We start from the raw sequence: 23,337 nt of genomic DNA on the forward strand, positions 1-23,337 counted from the left end.
GATAAGAAAGTAATTTAATAAACACTCACGACCGTAGGGGATAAACCATGAAACCTGCAATAAAGAAAACACTGTTGGGCGCAGCCATGGCGGCTGTGGTCAGCGGCCCGCTGATGGCGAATGAAGTCCGGGTATACAACTGGTCCGACTACATTGCCGAAGACACCATTGAAAAGTTTGAAGCGGCCACCGGCATTCGTGTGGTGTACGACATGTACGACTCCAACGAAGTGTTGGAAGCTAAGGTTTTGGCAGGCAACAGCGGTTATGACATTGTGGTGCCAACCACCAACTACATGGCACGCCAAATCGCCGCAGGCGCCTATCAGAAAGTCGATAAGTCGATGATTCCGAATTACGGCAATCTCGACATGGACTTGATGGACTCATTGCGCGCCTATGATGCCAACTTGGAATACGGTGTGCCTTGGCAGTGGGGCACCACGGGTCTGGGATACAACGTCGACAAAGTCAATGAAATTCTAGGCGACGACGCACCGACCAATAGTTGGGATTTGCTGTTTGATCCGCAATACGCTTCCCAGTTAGCGGAATGTGGCATTTCTGTCTTGGATTCGTCCGGTGAGGTTTTGCCCATCGCACTGTTTTATTTGGGCCTAGACCCCAACAGCATAAGCTCCGCCGACTACCAAAAAGCGGAAGAATTGATGTTGAGCATTCGTCCGTACATCACCTACTTCCACAGTTCACGCTACATCACCGATTTGGCGAATGGCGACATCTGCCTGGCGTTAGGCTGGTCGGGAGACGTATTCATCGCGCAAGCACGAGCCGATGAAGCCGATGCCGGTGTGGCCGTGGAATATGTGATTCCGAATGAAGGTACGGCCCTGTGGTCGGATATGATGGTCATCCCTGCCGATGCGCCCAATGTTGCCAACGCCCATGCCTTTATCAACTTCGTATTGGATGCACAGATCGGTGCCGACATCACCAACTATGTGTGGTACGGCAGCCCTAACCTGGCCGCACGTGAATTTATTGATCCTGAAATCCTCGAAAACCCCGGTATTTTCCCCAGTGAAGAAGCCGAGTTGTGGTCGTTCGAGACACTGCCACCCAGTGTAGACCGTATCCGCACCCGTGCCTGGACGCGCATTAAGTCCAGCCGTTAAGCGGTTCGAACACAACGCAACACAAAAACACCGATGGGGCCAACATTGGCCCCTATTCTTAATCCTGTAACTGCGTAGTACCTAAGGTGACCTATGTTGTCGGGTGCTGCTTACTGTGCTGATCATCAGAAGAACATAAGGGGTTAACCCGCATGACAAAATCCGCCGGTGCAATGAAGAAACAAAATGCCTCGTCGCGCAGCACCGAAACCCTGCTGCACATTGAAGGTATCAGCAAGTACTACGACGAAATGTTGGCGGTCGACAACGTCAGCTTGGATATTCGTAAAGGCGAGATTTTTGCGTTGCTGGGGGCTTCTGGTTCCGGCAAATCGACGTTGTTGCGTATGCTGGCCGGTTTTGAAATACCGTCGGCCGGAAAAATTATTCTCGACGGACAAGACATCACCCAACTGCCGCCCTATTTGCGGCCCATTAACATGATGTTTCAGTCCTACGCGTTATTTCCGCACATGACCGTGGAACAGAATTTGGCCTTTGGCTTACGGCAAGACCGTTTGCCGAAGCAGGAAATTACCGATCGTATCGCGCGCATGTTGAAGCTGGTGCACATGGAAAAATACGCCAAGCGCAAACCCCACCAATTGTCCGGTGGGCAGCGTCAGCGCGTAGCGTTAGCCCGCAGCTTGGCAAAACAGCCCAAAATGCTGCTGCTTGACGAACCCATGGGCGCGCTCGACAAAAAATTGCGCACGCAAATGCAGTTAGAAGTTGTAGATATTTTGGAAAGCGTGGGCGTGACCTGCGTTATGGTGACGCACGATCAGGAGGAGGCCATGACGATGTCGGATCGCATGGCGATTATGGACGAGGGCATGATTGCCCAAGTAGGTTCGCCGGTCGACATCTATGAAAGTCCGACCAACCGCATGGTGGCCGAGTTTGTTGGCTCTATCAACGTGTTTGAAGGCGATATTGTGGCCGACGAACAAGACCACATGATTTTGGAAAGTGCCGATCTCACCAAGCCGATCTACATCGGCCGGGGCGTCACTTCCGGGGTGGATGAAAAACGCATGTTGTTTGCGGTGCGCCCGGAAAAAACCTGGCTGTCGACCGAGCAGCCGGAAGGCGAGCACAACTGGTCTGAAGGCACGGTGTACGACATCGCCTATTTGGGTGGGCACAGTCAGTACTACGTGGAATTACCTTCTGGCAAGGTGGTGCAGTGTTTCCTCGCCAATACCGAACGCCGTACTGATCGACCGACATGGGACGATAAGGTATTTGTCCACTGGAGCGACGACAGCGGGGTGGTACTGAGATCATGAGCAACCCAACCACAAATAATCCACCTAAGTCCCGTTGGGATATTGCCCGGCTGCCGGGGATTCGGTGGTCGGTGATCGGCGGGCCATACCTCTGGCTGGGCATCTTCTTTTTGTTGCCATTCTTTATTGTGGCGAAAATCTCTTTCGCCGATGCGCAGATCTCCATTCCGCCCTATTCGGCAATGATGGAATGGGTCGATAACGCGCTCAATATTCGTCTGAGCCTGGGCAGTTACATCTGGTTGTTTGGTGACACGCTGTATATCAACGCGTATTGGAACAGTCTGAAAATCGCATTTTTCAGTACCGTCTTCTGTTTGCTGATTGGCTACCCAATGGCTTACGCCATTGCTAAGGCCCCCGCCTATCAGCAGCCCACATTATTGCTGTTGATTCTGATGCCAAGCTGGACCTCGTTCCTGATCCGCGTCTATGCGTGGATGGGGTTATTAAGTAACAGTGGGTACATCAATACGTTTTTGCAATCGATTGGCATCATTGATGCACCCATCCAAATGATGAACACCTATTTCTCGGTATACATCGGTATCGTGTATTCCTATTTACCCTTTATGATTCTGCCGCTGTACGCCAACCTGTCGAAACACGACCACACACTCATAGAGGCCGCGTCCGATTTGGGTGCGCGCAAGATCACCAGCTTTTTCCGCATCACCTTGCCGTTGTCGAAAAACGGGGTGATTGCCGGTTCCATGTTGGTGTTTATTCCGGTAGTCGGTGAATACGTCATCCCTGAATTGCTGGGCGGCACGGGTACGCCGATGATCGGTAAAGTGCTGTGGCAGGAATTTTTCGATAATCGTGACTGGCCTGTGGCGTCGGCACTGGCGGGCATCATGATTTTGATCTTGATCATCCCGATCAGCATCTTCCAGCACTACCAACAAAAAGAACTGGAGAATCGCTGATGAAATCGTTCAACGTCTCTCGTTTTTTCTTCTGGGTAGGCATTTTATTTCTGTACGTGCCGATGGTCATTCTGGTCATCTATTCGTTCAATTCCAGTCGCTTGGTAACCGTATGGGCGGGTTGGTCGACCCAGTGGTACGGTGAGTTGTTTGCCAATCGCCAACTGATGGCTTCCGTTGGACGTTCGCTCCAAGTGGCGTTCTTTTCAGCCTGTTCGGCCACGGTGTTTGGCATGCTGGCCTCCATAGTGGTGGTACGCATCCGGCGTTTTCGCGGCAAAAGCCTGTTCAACAGCATGATCACGGCGCCCCTGGTTATGCCCGACGTTATTATTGGTTTGTCGTTGTTGCTGTTGTTCGTATCGATGCAGCAATGGGTGGGTTGGCCGCCGAGCCGGGGATTGTTGACCATCTGGATTGCCCACACCACGTTCAGCATGGCGTATGCCACGGTGGTTATATCCTCACGGTTGCGCGAAATGGACACCAGTATTGAAGAAGCGGCGCAAGATTTAGGCGCCACACCGCTGAAAACCTTTATCTTTATTACGCTACCGTTGATCTCCCCCGCGTTATTGTCCGCTTGGTTGCTCGCCTTCACGTTGTCGCTCGACGATGTGGTGATCGCCTCTTTCGTAACGGGACCGGGTGCTACTACCTTGCCCATCGAGGTACTGTCGTCGGTGCGTCGTGGGGTATCGCCTCAGATCAATGCCTTGGCCACTCTGATTATACTTGTGGTATCTCTGGTGGCATTCAGCAGTTGGTATTTCACCCGCAAACTGGAGATGAAACGCCGTGCCGAGCAGCGCATGGCGATGGAAAACTAAAGCTGAACGGGCGGGCTGCGCAGGTGATGGCTTGTACAGCCCGCAAAAACCCGCCATGCGCTTCCAACCCGTAAACACACTTTGAACCCGCCGCACAATCACGGATAATGCCTGCCGTTTGCTTATCCGTGCTTGAGACCTAACATCATGACCACTGCTGCACGAAATCTGCGTGACCACTTTGAAGCTCTGCGCGCCAACAAGTGGTTCGAAAGCTTTGTCATTGCCATCATCATCATTTCGGCCTTGTTGATCGGCGCGAAGACCTATGAAGAAACCAGTCGCTTTGAGCAGATCATGGGCTGGTTCGATCTCTTTATTACCGTTTTTTTCCTCGCTGAACTGCTGATCCGGCTGGCCGCCGAGCGACGCCCGGTCGATTTCTTCAAGAATGGCTGGAACATTTTTGACACCATTATTGTGGTGGCGAGTTTGATTCCGGTCGATGACTCCGAGATGGTGTTGCTGGCCCGCTTGTTACGTATTTTTAGGGTTTTGCGGCTGGTCTCGCTGATACCTGAATTGCGCATGCTAATGGCCGCGCTGCTGAAGTCCATTCCGCGCATGGGCTATGTGCTGCTGTTGATGTTCATCATTTTTTATATTTACGCGGCGATTGGCAGTTTTCTGTTTGCCTCCGTTGATGAGTTTCTGTGGGGCAACATATCGATTGCCATGCTGACTCTGTTCCGGGTCGCGACATTTGAAAGTTGGACGTCGATTATGTACGGCACCATGGAACAGTATCCATGGAGTTGGTTGTATTACCTGACGTTTATTTTTCTCACCGCGTTCGTGTTTTTGAACATGATGATTGGTATTGTGTTGGAAGTCATGCAAAAGGAAAGCGCTGCGATGGCGTTGGAAAGCGGTGAAGGTGAGGCGGCAGATGTGAAATGGATTCGCGCGCAAGTCAGTACCTTGCAGGCGCAATTGGATCGCATAGAAAGTAAATTAAAATAACGCAGAGGCAAGGTCATGAAAACGTGGTTCGGCATGAAAATCCGGGCGCTGGCCCTTCTCGTCGCCGTTGGGCTGGCGGGTCCGGCTGGGGCGCAATCGACCAACGCGCAGCAGCCCGCCCTGCAATTGCCGGAGATTACGCTGACGCTGGGCAATCGACAAGTGATTGCGGAAGTTGCAGCCACCACGGAAGAACGCAATGTGGGCTTAATGCATCGGCCTTCCATGCCCGAGAATCGAGGCATGTTGTTTGTGTTTGATCGGCCAGGTAATTACTGCTTTTGGATGAAGGATACCCTGATTCCGCTCACCATCCTGTTTCTTGATGAGCAGCAACGCGTTGTTCAAGTCAATGATATGGAGCCGCTATCGGAAACGCCGCATTGTGTCCGTCAACCGGCGTTGTATGCCTTAGAGGTGAATCAGGGCTGGCTGGTGCGCCAAGGCTTACAGTTGCAGCTCGGGCGTCCCGGCGGTTTGGTGGTGCAGAGCCAGTTGCCCTTAGCGCGCTATATCACCACCAACCCCTAGGGCGCAAGCGCACTGCCCGGAGGTTGGAATAAGCGCTCCAGTTCACCGTTCAGGTGCAGGGCGTCTAAACTTTGCGCTATGTTGGCGAATTGGTCGCGGAAGTCGGAATGTGGCGAGCCATAGAGGTAACCTGTTTGGCTCGCGCGGAGTACGCTACTGTTTAGCCGTTCGGCTGGAATGCCTAATCGAGGCGCCCCATAGAAGATCGCCTGTTCTGTGGTGACCACGGCGTCGACACGTCCTCGGGCCAGTAATAGCATGACTTGGGCGGCGTCTTCTGCAGGTACTTTTATAATCTGTTCGGCTTGCTCGAACTCCTCACCGTAGTAAGTGCCACGAATATAACCCACAGGTCGCCCGTAAAAATGGTCTAACATGGGAGCAGGGCTACCCGGATCCGAGAGTGTGGTGAGCAACGTGGCGGAATTGACGATGGTGCCCAGGTTGATCAGGTCGGGTGCAGATGCCGGATTGGTAAAGGCATACGCCAAGTCGATACTGCCTTCGTTTAGGCCTTTTAAGGTACGCACATACGGCCGAACGATAACCTGTGCATCGATACCCGTCCGTGCCATCAGGTGTTCGGTCAAACGCACCAATAAACCCTGAGGCATCTCTCGATCGGTATAACCCCACGGCCACACATCGGCAATTGCCCAAATGGGACGTTCCGGGTGGTGTTCGGGGCTGAGGTGTTCGTTAGCCCAACTTGGCGCGCTGACAAAGAGCATGAACGCTCCGACGACGAGCGTTAATGTCGACAACTTCAACATCAGATGCTGACCTTCTTATCGTTCTTGTGGAACATCTGGTGTGAGACTATACCCTGAGCGGCCTAGTAGTGCCAAGACTGCTGAACGGACGATATCAACTGGAAGGCATTCGCGAAAACAAGAGGTTTGAATGAAGTATCCATATGGGTTTCAGCGTTTATTGCTGGTCGGGCCAAACCTTCGGTATTGGCTTTCTATCGCCCGTTTGGCGGCGATCAATTGGCTCGAAACCAAGGCGTTTATCTATGCTGCTGCGCTGGCTTTCTTTACCTTATTTTCCCTAGCTCCAGTGATGATCGTGTTGGTAACGCTTACCGGAGTGGTGTTTGGAGAGTCTGCGGCGGAAGGTCAGGTTTTGGCGTACTTAACCTCCTTTGTCGGCGCCGATGCCGCCTTGTTGATTCAAAACGCGGTGCTGGGCGCGCGCTTGGATCGCGGTGGTTGGCTGCCGACGTTGATCGGTTTAGGCGTCATAATCGTGGGGGCCACCACCGTGTTTGCGCATTTGCAGCAATCTTTGAACGCGATTTGGGATGTGGTGCCCAAACCTTCGCGCTCTGGCATGGTGGTGTATCTGCGGCAGCGGCTGTTCTCGCTGGTGATCGTATTGTCGATCGGTATCTTGCTGATGGCTTCCTTGCTCTTGAGCGTTTTAGTACAGGCGCTGCTGAACTATGCAGACCAGTGGGTTGAGGTGCCGGAATCGGGCATTGTCGGGGTTGAATTGTTGGGTTCCATGGTGGTGATCAGTGTCATGTTCGCCGCTGTCTTCAAGGTACTGCCGGACGTTTTCCTGTCCTGGCGCGATGTATTGCCGGCGGGGTTGCTCACCGCGCTGCTCTTCATGTTGGGGCGTTATTTCATGGCCCGCTACCTCACCAATACAGCCGTAGGATCGGCCTACGGTGCTGCGGGTTCCTTGGTGTTGTTGTTGGTGTGGGTGCAGTATTCCGCCTTAGTACTGTTGTATGGTGCGGCCTTTTGCCGGGCGCACTTGGAGGCTCGAGGTGGGCGTGTACGCCCTAATCATGGCGCCGCCTATGTGCGCCGTCATATTGAGTGACGATTTACGTTGCCATTCGTTCCGATAAGAAGTCGATGAAGGTGCGTACCTTCGCCGACAGATATCGGCGGCTGGTGTACACCGCATAGAGTTTGCTGTCTTGCGGTCGGTAGTCAGGCAATACCCGTTGTAAATTCCCGAGTTCAATTTCCCGATTGGCCAAGCCTCCCGGCATGATGGTCAAGCCCATGCTGTTCAATGCAGCGGCGAGTAACATGGACTCGTTATTGGATTGTAAGACCGGCTTGATCGGTACGTTAACATCACCTTCTGGGCCAGTAAGAATGATCTGCTGGTTTTTAACCAGGGAATACGCCAGCATCGCGTGTTGGCTCAGTTCGCTCGGATGTTTCGGACAACCGTATCGGGCTAAATAGTCGGGTGCCCCCACGATATGGAATTCCATCGGCATCAGTGGTCGGGCAATCAGGTTGGGGTGCAGCGTGCGACTGGCACGTAAGGCTAGGTCAAAACCTTCTTCGACAATATCGACAAAACGTCCACTGATGTCGATATCAAAATAAACGTCAGGATGAAGCGTGCGGAATTCATGCAGTAAACCGGTAAAGTAATCGGTCGCTAACCACATGGGGGCGGTGAATTTTATGGTGCCGCGCGGCGAAACCGTGGCGCGACTGACAGTCGCTTCGACTTCATCCAGTTCTTCCAATACGGTACGACAACGTTCCAGATAAATGCGCCCCGATTCGGTCAGGCTGAGGTTGCGGCTGTTCCGATTCAGTAGGCGCGCGCCCATCCGGTTTTCAAGGTGCATTACATGTTTGCTGACCATGGCCTTGGACAACCCCAATTGCTCTGCCGCTTGGACAAAACTGTGGTGATCGACGATGGCGACCAAAACGCGCATGCTCAATAACGTATCCATTCATGGTTTCCTAATAAGAAACTGTCCGTCTATATTAATGCGGTTGATTGCTTTTTAGTAGTCTTCATACTGTGCTGGTGAAAAGATTTTGAGCCACCCATGGGGGTGCCTTAACAGGAGATGACGATGATCAAGATAGCCGTAATTACCGGTAGTACTCGCCCAGGCCGCAACAACATTGCCGTAGCCAATTGGGTATTGGAACAAGCCAGCCAGCGTACTGATGCAACCTTTGAATTGGTGGACATTGCTGATTTTAATTTGCCGTTGCTGGACGAAGCGATGCCAGCTGCGTACGCACAGTACAGCCAAGAGCACACCAAAAAGTGGTCAAATGCGGTAGCGCAATATGATGGCTATATCTTCGTTGTGGCGGAATATAACCACAGCGTCAGTGGCGCTTTGAAAAACGCCTTGGATTACCTGAACGTAGAGTGGAACAACAAAGCCGCTGGTTTCGTCGGTTATGGTTCAGCCGGTGGTGTACGTGCGGTCGAGCACATGCGTCACATCGCTTCTGAATTGCAGTTGGCGCACGTGCGTAACCAAGTGCAGTTGTCGTTGTTCACTGATTTTGAAAACTTCAGTGTGTTCAAGCCTGCTGATCAACACAAAGATTCATTGACGGGCATGTTGGATCAGTTGATTCCTTGGTCTACAGCACTGAAAACATTGCGTTAATTTTCCTTTCTTGTTCCTCTTTTTGCGGGCGCTTTGGCGCCCGTTTTATTTTTTAGACATTCGTCGGATTGAACCCTCGCCATGGGCGCATTATAGTCGGCAACCATTGTTACCGAGGATTCGCCATGCAATGCCCACAATGCCAGCATAAAATTCCCCTGTTCAGCGCCGAGCGCATTTTTTCATCCTGGATTGCCAAACGCTGCAAACAGTGTGGGGCGCATTATCGTGCCCAAATACCCGCGCCGGTTGCCATGGTGGTAGGCATACCCATGGTCGGGTTGATTTGGGCTGCTCCGGCTCATTGGGGCATGGCCTATTACTTACCCATTGGCATAGGGTTTGGCTTGTTGTGTAATATGTTCAGTCGCTTGGTGCCGGTAAAGTCGAGCGATGTGGTATGAGCAATGACATTGCGACCCTCCGCTCCGAACTGCCGGGCGATGCGGCCGCGATTCATCATTTAACAGAGCAGGCATTCGCGGCTGTCGCTCATTCTGATCACAATGAACACCACATCGTTGCCGCGTTACGGACCGCGCAGGTGTTGACGTTATCCATGGTCGCGGTGGATCAAGGGCAGCTCTTAGGGCATGTGGCGATTTCGCCGGTGACCTTGAGCTCAGGGGACGCTGGTTGGTATGGCTTAGGCCCAGTGTCAGTGCACCCGGATGTGCAGCGCCGAGGCATTGGCTCAGCATTGATCAGCTGTGTGCTGTCCAAACTACAAGGTAAGGGTGCGAAAGGTTGCGTGGTGTTGGGTGATCCCGCGTACTACCGCCGCTTCGGATTTGCCCAGTCAACCCAGCTGCGACTGCCCGGAGTTCCGGCTGAGTATTTTCTAGTACGTGCTTTCGGTGGCGAGATGCCCGTGGCCGAGGTTCAGTATCATCCGGCCTTCTCAGCTACAGCGTGAGCTGATCCAATGGCATAGGGTGACTGTAGTGATAGCCTTGCAAATAGCCGCAGCCCTGATGGCATAGCCACTCGGCTTGGGCGATATCTTCAATGCCTTCGGCGACCACCGACATACCCAGGCCTTTTGCCAAACCCAGAATCGACAAGGCAATGGCACAATCATCAAAATCATCCGGTAAGCCGGCCACCATAGAGCGATCCATCTTCAGGCGACTGAACGGCATGTTCTTTAAACGCGCCAGCGAAGAATAGCCAGTACCAAAATCATCCACATAGAGCTCAATGCCTGCTGCGGCCAAGCGACGTAAGGTCAGCACCAGTTTATTGGTATCGTCTTGTAACTGCTCTTCAATCACTTCAAACGCTAACGCAGAGGCGGGAATATTGTATTGCGCCAGCAGCGCATGCACCTGATCGGGTAAAGTGGCATCACTGATTTGCTCCGACGCCAGGTTGATAGAAATTTTCGGCAAGGTGATCGCAGAACGTTGGATATCACGACACACCAATTCAAGTACCCGCTTACCCAACGTTTTCATCAACCCCATATCTTGCGCCAAAGGAAGAAATTCAAGCGGCGAGAGCAAGCCGCGCGTCGGATGCTGCCAACGCACCAAGGCTTCCAAGGTAACGACCTGTTGGGTTTCCGCCAAAATAATGGGCTGGTAATGCATCACTAATTCATGGTTTTGCAACGCTCGACGTAAATCATTTTCCATTTGAAAGCGCGAACGAAAACGGTCGGCTAAATCCACGTGAAAGGTCTGCGCCTGATTCCGTCCTAACGACTTGGCGTAATACATGGCGGATTCCGCGCTTTGTAACAACAGGGTAGCGTCCTGCCCATGTCGCGGAGCGTGGGCAACCCCCACACTCACTGAAACGGTCAGTTCATGTTTGCCCACATAAATCGGGTGTCGGCATTGCCTGAGGACAGTCTGCCCTACCTCATCCAATTGTTTGGGTTCGCCTTGGACGACCAGTACAAAGCCATCACCGCCATAACGGGCCACCAGAGCGTTGGTTGTCGTGTCCAGGCGGTTCAGGCGAGCCCCAATTTCGGCGATCACCGCATCACCGATATGCTTGCCCAAGCCTTCATTAATGACTTTGAGGCGATCAATGTTGAGCCAAAGCACATGCATCGGCTGGTGCGTCGAAGCAGACATCAACAGCGTGCGCAAATCATCTTGTAGGCGTGTTTGATTGGCTAAGCCGGTTAAGGGGTCGGTGTGTGCCAAGTAATTCAGTTGGTTCTGGCTGAAGCGCCAGGCTTCATAGGTGTTAATGGTACTGATGGTTTCCGCCACCGCGCTGACAAAGGCCATCAGCCCGACCGACCACCGGCGAGGGGTGAGTGACTCCAAACAAATGACGCCGGCAAAATGCCCCGTATGATGCACCGGTGCATCCAACATCGAACGAATGCCCAAGGGTATGAGGTAGTCATGCAGCATGGTTTGCGTGCGCGGATCTTCCAGCACGTCGTCCGCATCGACTAAATGGCTGGTGGTCATCGCGGCGAAATAGGCTGGATGGTCTGCCGCTTTTAAAACCACGCTCGGATAGTTTGAAGTTTGCGTGGCACGTTCGTACAGCAACTCACAGGTCATCGCTTGGCCAGTATCATCCAATTGCCATACGCTGCAGCGATCGACGCCTAACAAACTGGCGCAGAGACGCATCAGGGTTTCGAGCTTTTGGGTGCGGGACTTCACCATAAAGTCCGGAGCGTGGCTCAAGCCCATGAGCTCCGCATGGAAACCGACGAATTCATCGCGCGCTTGTTGGTTGTAGTCAGCCACCCCAGTGTAACCTCAGTGTTTGGCGTAAGGGTCAAACAGAATCATTATTGAGAATACAGGTCTTTCCAAAAGACTCAATAACGAAATTTGACACTTTTAGTTGAAAGCCCCACCGGACAGGGCACAATGAACAATTGTTGAATTTTCGGACGAGCCATGCAACCGCTGCCCAATCATCATTGCCCATTGTGCGGTAAGCTCAACGCTTGTACTCCCGCCGCGTCGGGAGATTTTAATACACCGTGCTGGTGTACCTCCGTCACCCTAGACCCCGCAACATTGGCGCAAATCCCCGAGCATATGCAGCAGCAAGCCTGCCTGTGTGCAGACTGTGCACATTATTCAGTTGCTAAATAGATATATCTAACCCGGATTAATACTCAGCCACCTTGAAATCTTGGTCAGTGACATTCCTCGCGCAGAGCACTTCTGCACTCAATGCTTGGGCTTATGGTGTCGGATCGTGCTGCAGGCGAGCCGGGTATGGTTTATCACCAGTAACCAAACTGGGTAAAACCTAGTGACCAACAGCAAGGATTCGGATCAATACGGCCAAAAACGAGCAACTTATATGAATGCCCTGCTTAAATGGTGGTTTTTAGATCCTCCCTAGAGGGGCGTAACCTTCCCTGCGTCTATTTCTGAGTGCTATCATAGCTGTCAATGACAGCACTCAAGGGGATATCACAATGGCGACTATTACGGTGCGTAATTTAGATGAAGAATTGAAGGCCGAGCTTCGTGTTCAGGCCGCGCGTCATGGGCATTCAATGGAAGAAGAGGTTCGCGCAATTCTTCGTCAGGCGGTAATAAAACCGCAGCAAGGTAAGCTGGGAAGTCGTATCCATCAGCGCTTTGCCGCTGAGGGTGGGTTGGAAATGGTGCTGCCAGCGCGTGATGACAAACCACGAATTACGGATTTTGAAGAGTGATCATCCTTGATACCAATATATTATCAGAGCTTATGCGCCCAATACCCAATATGAGGGTTGTGCATTGGCTGGATGAAGAAGACCAGGATAGCATCAATATAACGGCGATCACGGTGGCTGAAATACTCTACGGTATTGCTCGTCTGCCCGAGGGGCGGCGAAAGAATAGTTATTCAACTGTTGTTTTCGAGATGTTTGATGAAGACTTTGCTGGGCGTATTTTGCCGTTTGATGAAGAAGCTGCCACCTACTATGCAGATTTGGTTGCCGAGAATGAACGTGTGGGGAGAATAATTCACTCGGCAGATGCTCAAATTGCTGCTATTTGTCAGCAGAAAAAGGCTCGTCTTGCTACCCGTAATGTGAAAGATTTCGAGCATATAGGCATCGACATTATCGACCCTTGGCATTCATAGGGCACCCAACTGTGAGTTGAGTGCCCTTCAACTCACCGGTACTCGTCAATGCTCGGGCAACTGCACACAAAGTTGCGGTCACCGAACACGTTATCGACGCGGCTTACTGCAGGCCAGAACTTGGCGGCGCGCGTAGCACTTGATGGGAAAACAGCTGTTTCGCGGTCGTAGGGATAGTTCCATTCCTTCACTAAATCAAACTGCGTGTGTGGTGCGTTGACCAGCGGGTTGTTGTCCGCCGGCCATTCACCGCTCTGCACGCGGGCGATCTCTTGGCGAATGCCTTTCATGGCTTCGATGAAACGGTCCAGCTCTTCTTGTGATTCGGACTCGGTCGGCTCCACCATCAAGGTACCCGGTACCGGGAATGACATCGTAGGCGCATGGAAACCGTAGTCCATCAAGCGCTTGGCAATATCTTCTTCCGAAATACCGCTGGCCGCTTTTAGGGGGCGAATATCGAGAATGCATTCGTGCGCCACCCGGCCTTTGGTGCCGCGATACAAAATCTCGTAATCGTCGGCCAAGGCATCCGCAATGTAGTTGGCGTTCAGAATCGCCACTTCGGTGGAATGCTTTAAGCCATCTTTGCCCAACATGCGGTTGTACATCCACGTAATGGGCAAAATGCTGGCTGAACCAAAAGGTGCCGCAGATACAGCGCCTGCGCCATTGCCCTTTTCGCTATGGCCGGGTAAATAGGGCGCGAGGTGCGAACGCACGCCAATGGGGCCCATGCCGGGGCCACCGCCGCCATGTGGAATGGCGAAGGTTTTGTGCAGGTTCAGGTGCGACACGTCCGAGCCGATCAGACCAGGGTGGGTTAAGCCGACCTGGGCGTTCATGTTGGCGCCATCCAGGTAAACCTGACCGCCGTGTTCATGAATAATCTTGCACAGCTCGGACACGCCTTCCTCAAACACGCCGTGCGTGGATGGATAGGTGATCATGCAGGTAGAGAGCTTATCGCCCGCAGCGGCGGCTTTTGCGCGCAGGTCATCGAGGTCTACGTTACCGTTGTCATCGCATTCAACGATGACCACTTTCAAGCCCATCATGGCGGCGGTCGCTGGATTAGTACCGTGTGCCGATGCAGGAATTAAGCAGATGTCGCGGTGCGCTTCGCCTTTGGCGGCCTGATAACGACGGATTGCTAACAAACCGGCGTATTCACCTTGGGCGCCGGAATTGGGCTGCAAGGAAAACGCGTCGTAGCCAGTGACGGCAATCAATTGCTCTTCCAATTGTTGCAGCATGATCTGGTAGCCTTTGGCCTGCTCAACCGGCACAAAGGGGTGCATGTTGGCGAATTCCGGCCAGCTCACCGGAATCATCTCGGCAGTGGCGTTCAGTTTCATGGTGCACGAGCCCAGCGGAATCATGCCATGCACTAACGAGTAGTCGCGGTTTTCCAGACGGCGAATATAGCGCAGCATGTCGGTTTCGCTGTGGTAGCTGTTGAACACGGGGTGTGTGAGCACGGCATCAGTCCGGCGCAGTGCGCTTGGTATGCCGCTGTCGCTGTTCGCCATGACTTCGTTGTCGAGCGTGTTGACACTCAAGCCGTGGCCTTCGCCCAGAATCAGGTCCAGCAACTGCATGACATCATCTTTCGTGGTCGTTTCATCGAAACTGACACCGGCACGGCCATCGGGGTAGCGGCGCAGGTTGCAACCGGCACGCTCGGCGCGCTCGTGTAAGGTCGCGTCGGCGGTGAAGGTGAGGGTGTCGAAGAAGGTAGCATTGGTGGTCACGCCGCCCAATTTTAAGCCGCGCGCCAGAATGCTGGTTAAACGATGCACACGCTCGGCCATGGTACGCAGGCCTTGCGGGCCATGATATACAGCATAAAAAGCAGCCAAGTTCGCTAGTAGCGCTTGGGCAGTACAGATGTTCGAGGTCGCTTTTTCACGACGAATATGTTGTTCGCGGGTTTGCATCGCCATGCGCAGCGCGGTATCGCCATGGCGGTCTTTCGATACGCCAATGATGCGACCGGGTACTTGTCGTTTCAGGTCGTCTTTCGCGGCAAAAAACGCCGCGTGCGGACCGCCGTAGCCCATGGGTACACCAAAGCGCTGGGAAGAACCGAATACAATATCCGCACCCATGCTACCGGGCGAACGCAATAACAGCAGGGCCAGCAAATCAGTAGCTACGGCAACAGTAGCCCCTTGGGCTTTTGCCGTATTGATGAGGCTTTCTAAGTCGGTAACGTTGCCTTCGGTATCGGGGTATTGGAACAGCGCGCCAAACGGCTGGTAATGGCTGATTTTCTCGGCCGGAGCGACCACCAGTTCCCAACCAAAATAGTGCGCCCGTGTACGTAATACGTCTAAGGTTTGCGGGTGAACGGTGTCCGCGACAAAAAAGATTTCGCTTTTATTGCGTGCATTGCCGCGCTTACATAAGGCCATGGCTTCCGCAGCGGCGGTAGCTTCGTCCAGCAACGATGCATTCGCCAGCGGCATGCCGGTGAGGTCCATGACCATTTGCTGGAAGTTCAGCAGCGACTCCAAGCGGCCTTGGGAAATTTCGGGCTGATACGGGGTATAGGCGGTATACCACGCCGGGTTTTCCAGCACATTGCGCTGGATGACACCGGGCATACGCGTGGGGTAATAGCCTTGGCCGATGTAGCATTTCAATACTTGGTTTTGCTGCGCGATGGCTTTTAATTCGGCCAGTGCATCGGCTTCCGATAAGCCAACAGGCAAGGGCAAGTCTTCCTTCAAACGGATTGACGCGGGCACCACCTGCATCATCAAACCATCCAGTGATTCGGCCTTGAGATCTTTTAACATAGCCTGCTGTTCATCGGCCGATGGACCAACATGGCGCTCGGTAAAGCTATGACTGACCAGGTCAGCCAAAGGCGTGCGGGAAGTGTCCTGAATGCTCATAAAGCAGTCTCCGAATTGGGTATCAGTCGGCCAAAGATTGCATGTAGTCGTCGGCGCTCATCAAAGCATCGACATCCGCAGCATTGCTGGGTTGCAGGCGTAAAATCCAGCCAGCGGAAAAGGCATCATCATTAATGGTGTCTGGGCTGTCGGTTAGGGTCTCGTTAACAGCAACAATGGTGCCTGCGACCGGGGCATAGATGTCAGAAGCGGCTTTTACCGATTCAATAACAGCAATTTCTTCGCCCGCAGCGACTTCACGGCCCTCTTCGGGTAATTCAACGAATACAATGTCACCCAACAGTTCTTGCGCATGATCCGTGATACCCATGAGGTAGGTGCCGTCGGTGTCGGCTTTCAGCCATTCGTGGGTGGCGGTGTATTTCAAGTCGGCCGGTGCGTTAGACATAAGAGTGTCCTGTAATTGTTGTGAAGAGGGGCAGGTTAGTGATGTGGCGAGCCTAGCAATCCATACTCTATCGAGCAACAAAAATTTCTTATCGGAAACATAAACTAAATTTGTGTCATATAGCGTATGATATTTCCGCTGTGTCGAACAGGATAGCTGACATTACAATCCCGTTTATCACGGTGCCGAGAGTGGGCAGGGTTTTTTGGGGACGCCGTAAATCCTTCCCTGGAGGCTCATTGCCGCCATCCATGGCGGCACATGCCCCACAAAACCCTACCCTCTCTCTGCACCTAGCCCTAGGCGAAACACGGTAAATATTTTCACCATTCCGGTGAGAAAAAGCGGTCAATGTTCAAAGAGAAGAATGATGCCGGAAGAACCACAGTTTTTGCGTGACCAGCGCAAAGAGCCACTAACGGTTGAACGCCAAGGTGGCGTCGAAGCCACAGTAGAGCCGTTGAAGCTCGGCGAGCGCGTGCGTGCTATTCGGCTGAGTCAGCAACTCACCTTAGAGGAAGCCGCGAAGCTCACGGGCTTGGCGCGGTCTACCTTGTCAAAAATCGAAAATGAGTTGATTTCTCCCACATTCAGTGTGGTCACCAAATTAGTGCGCGGCCTTAATATAGATGTGCCGCAATTGTTCAGCCAACCCAGTAACGGCCCCAGCGCCGGAGGGCGGCGAGACATTACGCGCAGCGGTGAAGGCAAGCCGCATCCTACGCCGACTTACGAACATGAATTGCTCGCCACCCAGCTCACGCACAAGAAAATGATTCCGTTCCGAACGCGCGTACACGCTCGTGATTTCAGCAGCTTCGGCGGCTGGGTCAGGCACGATGGGGAAGAATTTTTGTACGTGCTGAGCGGAACGATCTTGTTATACACCGAATTCTATGAGCCGATTGAGCTTAGTGAGGGAGATTCGGCGTATTACGATTGCAGCATGGGGCATGCGTTAATATCGACGAGCGAACAAGATGCCTTCGTGCTCTGGGTCACTGCTTAAAACCCGCTTTTTCTCAATCTGGCGTTGTTAAAAATCCCCTTAATTCGCTCGTTTACTCGATGTAAACGTCGCTCATTGCGGGGATTTTTGCCTAGCCATATTTTCGTCTCTTCGGGTTTTCCTCGTCATTAGTTTGCTGGTTTTGCAATCTTTTGCCTTGTCTTTGCTTCGCTCGAAGTGCTTTTAGAGCTTCCCTTGCGCGCAGCAACGTCTCACCACTTCGGGTTTTATCGGCTACATCAAATCATCGTGAGTATGATTTCCGCGCAAAGTTTCCTATTGGAAACACGATGAACTTGGTGCATCATGGGCAAAAATTAATCACGCACTGCCAAGGTGAATGCCATGACCGAACAGACTGCCCTCTTAACCACGCCTTTGAACGATCTTCATATTGAACTCGGTGCCCGTATGGTGCCTTTTGCGGGCTATTCCATGCCGGTGCAATACCCACTTGGGGTAAAACAAGAGCACTTGCATACCCGCACCGCTGCAGGCTTGTTTGATGTGTCGCACATGGGTCAGTTGTGGTTGAAGGGCGACAATGTCGCGGCCGAGCTGGAAAAGCTGCTGCCGATTGATGTGATTGATCTGCCGGTGGGCAAGCAACGTTATGCTTTGCTGACCAGCCCGGAAGGCGGAATTTTGGATGACTTGATGGTCACCAATTATGGTGATGCAGGTTATTACATGGTGGTCAATGCGGCCTGCAAAACACAGGACATTGCGCATTTGCGCGCGCATTTGCCGAGCAGCATCCAGTTGGAGGTGCTGGACGACCACGCCTTGGTTGCCCTGCAAGGCCCCAAAGCTGCGGATGTATTGAGCCGTCTTAGTCCTGATGTGGCGACTATGGTGTTCATGGACAACCAAAAAGTAAAACTCGATGGCGTTGATTGCTACGTGTCCCGCAGCGGCTATACCGGTGAAGATGGTTACGAAATCTCTATCCCGAACAGCGATGCCGTGCGTCTGTGCCGCCTATTGTTGAATGAAAGCGAGGTGGAATTCATTGGCTTGGGTGCGCGGGATTCATTGCGCCTTGAAGCCGGTTTGTGCCTGTACGGCCACGATATGGACACCACCACTACGCCACTTGAAGCCAGCCTTATTTGGGCCATTTCTAAAGCGCGCCGTGCGGATGGCGAACGCCCCGGCGGTTTCTTGGGCAGCGCCGTGATTCTCGACCAAATTGTCAACAAGAACTGGACACGCAAGCGCGTGGGCTTGAAAGGCCAAGGCCGTGCACCGGTTCGTGAAGGTGCTGAATTGTTCAATGCGGAAGGGCAGTCCATCGGCGTGGTTACCAGTGGCACCTTTGGCCCCAGCGCCGAAGCCGCCGTTGCCATGGGTTATGTGCTGACGCCTTACAGCGCCTTGGAAACTGAAGTCTTCGCTGATGTGCGTGGGAAAAAATTGCCGATGACGGTTAGCGCTATGCCGTTTGTGCCACAGCGTTATTACAGAGGCTAAATGTACGTCAGGCTTATTTAATATGTCCGATACTGTCCTATTCTTAGCCGGATATGGCCTTCTTAACGATTAGCTTCCCCCTTATTCTGGATACTCAATAGGTAATCCAGCCTGAGTTCATAGAGTAAGGGGAAGTTTATGAGTAAGACAGCATTGTTGGTGATTGATGTTCAAGAGTCCTTCAAGCAAAGACCCTACTGGGATGAGGCCGCGTTTGTCGGTTTTGCCAAGCGCCAAAATCAGCTAATCGCTGCGGCTCGTCGGCAAAATTGGCCAGTGGTTTTCATTCTGCATAATGAAGAAGAGGGTGTGTTCTCTCCCGCGTCCGGATATGTCCGTTTGATGGACTTTCTGGACAAAAAAGCCGAAGATCCGGTGTTCAATAAGACCGTTCATAATGCACTCACTGAGAGCGGATTGCAGGAATGGCTGAGCGAGCAGGGCATCACCCAGTTGGTGGTTAGTGGTATTCGTACCGAACAATGCTGTGAAACCACGACGCGCGTTGCATCAGACTTGGGTTATAAGGTTGATTTCGTATTGGACGCAACATTAACGTTCCCTATGCAGCATCCCTTAACCGGCGAAACAGTTTCTACTGCGGCGATTTATGCGCATACCGCGTTGGTACTGGCAGACCGCTTTGCCACCATACGTTTCGTGGAGGATTATGACCCAGCCGCATGACCTCTATTTGCTGGTGCTTCCTGAGGTCCATTTGTTGGATCTCGCGGCGCCAGCGCAAATCTTCGTTCATCCTGCACTCGCAGACCATGTGCGGGTGCGTTACATCTCACCAGTGCCAGAATTGCGCGCACATCAGGCACTCTCGATCAGCGGACTAGAACCTCTGCCAGATAAGGTGTCGCCGGACGCATGGTTGATGCTGATCGGCAGCAATAGCCAAACAACGGACCCCTGTACGCAAAGCTACCGTGCAACTCAGCAGTGGTTGCGTGAGCATAGCAACGACTTTGCATTGGTGGCGGGTATTTGTTCCGGCACCTTATTGGCAGCGCGTGCCGGTTTGCTGGATGGGCGTCGGTGCACTACACACCACGACTTAACGGATACCCTTCGCGCCCTAGCGCCTAAAGCCCTGGTACAGGTAGATTGTATCTTCGTTGAAGATGGACCGTTTTGGACCAGCGCCGGAATTACCACTGGATTGGATATGTGTCTGCATTTGGTGGCTCGGCACTGGGGGCAAGCTGTGGCGTTGGACATTATGCGAGAACTGGTCATGTATCAGCGCCGCTCTGGTCACGAAGCACAACTCAGTTTTTGGCTGGATCATCGCAACCATATGCAAAGCCGCGTGCACCACATACAAGATTTGATCATGGCAGCGCCAGGCCAAGGCTGGAGCCTGAAAACCTTGGCTGAGCAGGTTCACCTAAGTGAGCGGCATTTGCGCCGAATCTTTCAACAAGCGACGGGCGTAACGCTTCAAGACTACGTGCAACAGGCACGGCTGGAACTTGCTCGACAATTACTGGAGCAAACCCGGCTCGGCATGGACGATATAGCCGAGCGGTGTGGCTTTCAAGCCGAGCGCAGCCTACGGCGGACATGGGCGCGTTGGTACTCTGGCACGCCGAGTCAGTTTCGACGGCTAAGCGCTGCAAAGACTTAAAAAAGCTTATATCTATGATTGCTAAAAACAATCATAGCTATTGGCTATTGTATGCTTAAAGAAGATCAATTTTTAAATGCCATACAAACCTCGTACTATGACCATGTTTTCAAACATCACTGTTCAACCTAAACCTCAAGGAGCAACTAAATGATCAACACTGAGATCAAGCCATTCACCGCAACAGCGTTCAAAAGCGGCGAATTCGTTCAAGTTACCGAAGCTGACGTAAAAGGTAAGTGGGCAGTATTTTTCTTCTACCCAGCCGACTTCACCTTTGTATGCCCCACCGAACTGGGCGACTTGGCAGATCACTACGAAGAGCTGCAAAAGCGTGGTGTAGAAGTGTTCTCTGTGTCTACTGACACGCACTTCACACACAAGGCTTGGCACGACAGCTCTGAAACCATTGGTAAGATCAACTACTACATGCTGGGCGACCAGACTGGCACCATCACCAACAACTTTGGTGTAATGCGTCCAGGTCAAGGCTTGGCAGACCGCGCTACGTTCCTGGTTGATCCAGACGGCATCATCCAAGCAATGGAAATCACTGCGGAAGGTATTGGCCGTGACGCTGAAGACCTGATGCGCAAAGTGAAAGCAGCACAATACGTAGCGGCTCACCCAGGTGAAGTTTGCCCTGCGAAGTGGAAAGAAGGCGAAGCGACGTTGGCTCCTTCACTCGACCTGGTTGGCAAAATCTAAATGCAAAGCTAGCTGCGTTGTCAGGGCTTTGTTGGAAACACCCGTAGAGTGCTCACTTAGTGCACTAAGCTCCGCCCCTCTACGGGTATTTCCGCCGCGCCCTGATGGCCTCGCTAACGCTTTGGGGTCGGACAGATGCTGATACCTAAGCCCGAAATATCCTGATTTCGGGCTGCTTTAACCCCAGAATTATATGATTGACGGTTATTCTGCTGCGCATGTTGTGGCCGGAAGGGGGAAGTTCTGCCCTTAACTCTCACAGCAGCCAGCACCGTTACTAACTTAAGCGGATTGATATCATGTTAGATGCAACCTTGAAACAACAGCTGGACGCCTACCTGCAACGACTCGTGAATCCGATTGAGTTGACGGTAGCCGTCGATGACAGCCCAAAATCCAAAGAACTCTTTGAATTGGCGAAAGAAATTGAAGCGCTAAACAGCAAAATTAGCCTAACTGTCTTGGACAACCCAACAGGCCGCATTCCGCGCATGGAAGTCGGCCCACAAGGCGAAACCGCCCGGGTGGTTTTTGCGGGTATTCCTATGGGCCATGAGTTTACGTCCCTCGTATTGGCTTTGTTGCAAGCCGGTGGATATCCATCGAAAGAAGATCAGGCCTTGCAAGATCAAGCCAAAGGCTTGCGCCGTGAGCTGAACTTTGAAGTGTACATTTCCTTGTCGTGCCACAACTGCCCGGACGTGGTGCAGGCCATTAATTTGATGGCGATTTTGAACCCCAACGTCTCCGCGACCATGATCGACGGCGGCGTCTTCCCTAAAGAAGTGGAAGAGCGTGGCATTATGGCGGTACCTACGTTGTTCTTGAACGGTGAAGAAATCGGCAGCGGTCGTATGTCGTTGGCCGATATTTTGAACAAGGTGGACGATGACGCGGACGCGAAAGCGGCCGCAGCCATAGCTGAAAAAGCGCCCTTTGATGTGTTGGTGGTGGGTGGTGGCCCAGCGGGTGCAGCGGCAGCGATCTACGCGGCCCGTAAAGGCATTCGTACCGGAATTGTGGCGGAGCGTTTTGGTGGCCAGGTTCTAGACACCTTAGGCATTGAAAACTTCATTTCGGTGAAAGAAACCGAAGGCCCGAAAATGGTCGCGGCGCTGGAAGAACACGTTCGTCAGTACGAAGTGGACATCATGAACAGCCAAAAAGCCGTTGCTTTGCGTGAAGGTGCATATGGCTTGAAAGAAGTCGAGCTGGCCAATGGTGCCGTGCTGAAAAGTAAAACCGTAATTCTCGCCACGGGCGCCCGCTGGCGCGACATGAACGTGCCGGGCGAGCAAGAATACCGCACCAAGGGCGTCACCTATTGTCCGCACTGCGACGGTCCGCTGTTCAAAGGCAAGCCTGTTGCAGTGATCGGTGGTGGTAACTCTGGTATCGAAGCGGCGATTGATTTGGCCGGTTTGGTCGACAACGTCACTGTACTGGAATTCGCCAATACCTTGCGTGCTGATGCAGTTTTGGTACGTAAAGCGGAGTCGATGAAGAACATCCGCATCATCAAAGAAGCGCAGACCACCGAAGTCGTGGGCGCTGATGGGAAGGTGAAAGGCCTGACCTACAAAGACCGCGCGACAGATGAAGTACACAGCGTCGATGTAGCGGGAATCTTCGTACAGATCGGCTTGGTGCCGAACACTGAGTTCCTGAAGAACACGATTGAACTGACCCCGCGGGGTGAAATCATCGTTGATTCTCACGGACAGACCAGCATGAAAGGTGTGTTTGCCGCCGGTGACGTCACCACGGCACCGTACAAGCAGATCATCGTATCGATGGGTTCAGGCGCAACCGCTGCTTTAGGTGCGTTTGACTACCTCATCCGTCAGTAAAGAACGTTTAAACTTCATCGTCCAGCGATCCCCTCGCTGGGCGATTTTTTTTAGCATCAGCAGAAATACCGGGTGCAATACTACGTTCCAAACCTGCTTTTTATCTATTGCTTTAAACCAATGGTTCCAAACCATTGAAAACCCGACCTGCGTGGGTAGTGAACTGACGGTGCTGCACCGCAACTACCATGTAC

At 52.7% G+C, this 23,337-nt stretch carries 24 protein-coding genes; 19 read left to right on the forward strand and 5 right to left on the reverse strand.

The window, feature by feature from the left end:
• Positions 1 to 47 precede the first annotated feature (47 nt).
• The 6 genes from ACFOSD_RS06390 to ACFOSD_RS06415 all read left to right on the forward strand — a co-directional run bounded on the left by ACFOSD_RS06390 (position 48) and on the right by ACFOSD_RS06415 (position 5,681).
• Positions 48 to 1,136, forward strand: coding sequence for a polyamine ABC transporter substrate-binding protein (locus tag ACFOSD_RS06390; RefSeq protein WP_380692505.1), 1,089 nt, complete (start codon positions 48 to 50; stop codon positions 1,134 to 1,136).
• A gap of 152 nt (positions 1,137 to 1,288) precedes the next feature.
• Positions 1,289 to 2,428 (forward strand): polyamine ABC transporter ATP-binding protein, encoded by a 1,140-nt coding sequence (gene potA / locus ACFOSD_RS06395; RefSeq protein ID WP_380692503.1) that lies wholly within the window; start codon positions 1,289 to 1,291, stop codon positions 2,426 to 2,428.
• A complete protein-coding gene (locus tag ACFOSD_RS06400; protein ID WP_380692502.1) occupies positions 2,425 to 3,357 on the forward strand; it encodes an ABC transporter permease subunit in 933 nt (310 codons plus the stop codon). The genes potA and ACFOSD_RS06400 overlap by 4 nt, the downstream gene beginning before the upstream one ends.
• On the forward strand, positions 3,357 to 4,187 hold the full coding sequence (locus tag ACFOSD_RS06405; protein WP_380692501.1) for an ABC transporter permease subunit: 831 nt from the start codon (positions 3,357 to 3,359) through the stop codon (positions 4,185 to 4,187). The genes ACFOSD_RS06400 and ACFOSD_RS06405 overlap by 1 nt, the downstream gene beginning before the upstream one ends.
• Before the next feature lie 147 nt (positions 4,188 to 4,334).
• Positions 4,335 to 5,150 (forward strand): ion transporter, encoded by an 816-nt coding sequence (locus tag ACFOSD_RS06410; protein ID WP_380692500.1) that lies wholly within the window; start codon positions 4,335 to 4,337, stop codon positions 5,148 to 5,150.
• Positions 5,151 to 5,165: 15 nt separating this feature from the next.
• Positions 5,166 to 5,681, forward strand: coding sequence for a DUF192 domain-containing protein (locus ACFOSD_RS06415; RefSeq protein ID WP_380692498.1), 516 nt, complete (start codon positions 5,166 to 5,168; stop codon positions 5,679 to 5,681).
• Here the strand turns inward: ACFOSD_RS06415 and ACFOSD_RS06420 are convergent.
• Positions 5,678 to 6,454: a substrate-binding periplasmic protein gene (locus tag ACFOSD_RS06420; RefSeq protein ID WP_380692497.1), complete on the reverse strand. Its 777-nt coding sequence runs from the start codon at positions 6,452 to 6,454 to the stop codon at positions 5,678 to 5,680. The two genes, ACFOSD_RS06415 and ACFOSD_RS06420, sit on opposite strands and share 4 nt — an antisense overlap.
• A 130-nt stretch (positions 6,455 to 6,584) precedes the next feature.
• Here ACFOSD_RS06420 and ACFOSD_RS06425 point away from each other — a divergent pair, with 130 nt between their 5' ends.
• Complete coding sequence (locus tag ACFOSD_RS06425; protein WP_380692496.1) at positions 6,585 to 7,517, forward strand: YihY/virulence factor BrkB family protein; 933 nt, start codon at positions 6,585 to 6,587, stop codon at positions 7,515 to 7,517.
• A gap of 4 nt (positions 7,518 to 7,521) precedes the next feature.
• Here ACFOSD_RS06425 and ACFOSD_RS06430 read toward each other — a convergent pair whose 3' ends face one another.
• Positions 7,522 to 8,403 (reverse strand): LysR family transcriptional regulator, encoded by an 882-nt coding sequence (locus ACFOSD_RS06430; protein ID WP_380692495.1) that lies wholly within the window; start codon positions 8,401 to 8,403, stop codon positions 7,522 to 7,524.
• Positions 8,404 to 8,529: 126 nt separating this feature from the next.
• On the opposite strand from ACFOSD_RS06430, the gene ACFOSD_RS06435 reads away from it, so the two are divergent.
• From ACFOSD_RS06435 to ACFOSD_RS06445, 3 genes are all read left to right on the forward strand, one after another.
• Positions 8,530 to 9,084 (forward strand): NADPH-dependent FMN reductase, encoded by a 555-nt coding sequence (locus ACFOSD_RS06435; protein ID WP_380692494.1) that lies wholly within the window; start codon positions 8,530 to 8,532, stop codon positions 9,082 to 9,084.
• 125 nt (positions 9,085 to 9,209) lie between these two features.
• Positions 9,210 to 9,488 carry a hypothetical protein gene (locus ACFOSD_RS06440; protein ID WP_380692493.1) on the forward strand — a complete coding sequence of 93 codons (279 nt, stop codon included), beginning with the start codon at positions 9,210 to 9,212 and terminating at the stop codon, positions 9,486 to 9,488.
• Positions 9,485 to 10,000 (forward strand): GNAT family N-acetyltransferase, encoded by a 516-nt coding sequence (locus ACFOSD_RS06445; protein WP_380692491.1) that lies wholly within the window; start codon positions 9,485 to 9,487, stop codon positions 9,998 to 10,000. Before ACFOSD_RS06440 ends, ACFOSD_RS06445 begins: the two co-directional genes overlap by 4 nt.
• Here the strand turns inward: ACFOSD_RS06445 and ACFOSD_RS06450 are convergent.
• Positions 9,990 to 11,807, reverse strand: a complete 1,818-nt coding sequence (locus tag ACFOSD_RS06450; protein ID WP_380692490.1) for a putative bifunctional diguanylate cyclase/phosphodiesterase — start codon at positions 11,805 to 11,807, stop codon at positions 9,990 to 9,992. The two genes, ACFOSD_RS06445 and ACFOSD_RS06450, sit on opposite strands and share 11 nt — an antisense overlap.
• A 156-nt stretch (positions 11,808 to 11,963) precedes the next feature.
• Here ACFOSD_RS06450 and ACFOSD_RS06455 point away from each other — a divergent pair, with 156 nt between their 5' ends.
• From ACFOSD_RS06455 to ACFOSD_RS06465, 3 genes are all read left to right on the forward strand, one after another.
• Positions 11,964 to 12,164: a cysteine-rich CWC family protein gene (locus tag ACFOSD_RS06455; RefSeq protein WP_380692489.1), complete on the forward strand. Its 201-nt coding sequence runs from the start codon at positions 11,964 to 11,966 to the stop codon at positions 12,162 to 12,164.
• Positions 12,165 to 12,496: 332 nt separating this feature from the next.
• Positions 12,497 to 12,739: a FitA-like ribbon-helix-helix domain-containing protein gene (locus tag ACFOSD_RS06460; protein WP_380692488.1), complete on the forward strand. Its 243-nt coding sequence runs from the start codon at positions 12,497 to 12,499 to the stop codon at positions 12,737 to 12,739.
• Positions 12,736 to 13,155: a type II toxin-antitoxin system VapC family toxin gene (locus ACFOSD_RS06465; RefSeq protein WP_380692487.1), complete on the forward strand. Its 420-nt coding sequence runs from the start codon at positions 12,736 to 12,738 to the stop codon at positions 13,153 to 13,155. Before ACFOSD_RS06460 ends, ACFOSD_RS06465 begins: the two co-directional genes overlap by 4 nt.
• Positions 13,156 to 13,187: 32 nt before the next feature.
• On the opposite strand, the gene gcvP is transcribed toward ACFOSD_RS06465, so the two are convergent.
• Positions 13,188 to 16,058 (reverse strand): aminomethyl-transferring glycine dehydrogenase, encoded by a 2,871-nt coding sequence (gene gcvP, locus ACFOSD_RS06470; protein WP_380692486.1) that lies wholly within the window; start codon positions 16,056 to 16,058, stop codon positions 13,188 to 13,190.
• 22 nt (positions 16,059 to 16,080) lie between these two features.
• Positions 16,081 to 16,467 carry a glycine cleavage system protein GcvH gene (gcvH, locus tag ACFOSD_RS06475; RefSeq protein WP_380692485.1) on the reverse strand — a complete coding sequence of 129 codons (387 nt, stop codon included), beginning with the start codon at positions 16,465 to 16,467 and terminating at the stop codon, positions 16,081 to 16,083.
• A gap of 370 nt (positions 16,468 to 16,837) precedes the next feature.
• Here gcvH and ACFOSD_RS06480 point away from each other — a divergent pair, with 370 nt between their 5' ends.
• From ACFOSD_RS06480 to ahpF, 6 genes are all read left to right on the forward strand, one after another.
• Positions 16,838 to 17,476, forward strand: coding sequence for a helix-turn-helix domain-containing protein (locus ACFOSD_RS06480; protein WP_380694936.1), 639 nt, complete (start codon positions 16,838 to 16,840; stop codon positions 17,474 to 17,476).
• Between the two features lie 345 nt (positions 17,477 to 17,821).
• Positions 17,822 to 18,949, forward strand: coding sequence for a glycine cleavage system aminomethyltransferase GcvT (gene gcvT / locus ACFOSD_RS06485; protein WP_380692483.1), 1,128 nt, complete (start codon positions 17,822 to 17,824; stop codon positions 18,947 to 18,949).
• Between the two features lie 138 nt (positions 18,950 to 19,087).
• Entirely contained in the window at positions 19,088 to 19,636 is a 549-nt protein-coding gene (locus ACFOSD_RS06490) for a cysteine hydrolase family protein (protein ID WP_380692482.1), read from the forward strand.
• The gene (locus ACFOSD_RS06495; protein WP_380692480.1) at positions 19,620 to 20,585 is read left to right on the forward strand and encodes a GlxA family transcriptional regulator; all 966 of its coding nucleotides are present in this window, start codon (positions 19,620 to 19,622) and stop codon (positions 20,583 to 20,585) included. Before ACFOSD_RS06490 ends, ACFOSD_RS06495 begins: the two co-directional genes overlap by 17 nt.
• A gap of 150 nt (positions 20,586 to 20,735) precedes the next feature.
• A complete protein-coding gene (ahpC, locus tag ACFOSD_RS06500) occupies positions 20,736 to 21,293 on the forward strand; it encodes an alkyl hydroperoxide reductase subunit C (RefSeq protein ID WP_380692479.1) in 558 nt (185 codons plus the stop codon).
• Positions 21,294 to 21,592: 299 nt separating this feature from the next.
• Entirely contained in the window at positions 21,593 to 23,143 is a 1,551-nt protein-coding gene (gene ahpF / locus ACFOSD_RS06505; RefSeq protein ID WP_380692477.1) for an alkyl hydroperoxide reductase subunit F, read from the forward strand.
• Positions 23,144 to 23,337 lie beyond the last annotated feature (194 nt).

It is taken from the genome of Salinispirillum marinum (assembly GCF_042650105.1).
Taxonomy (GTDB): Bacteria; Pseudomonadota; Gammaproteobacteria; order Pseudomonadales; family Natronospirillaceae; genus Salinispirillum; species Salinispirillum marinum.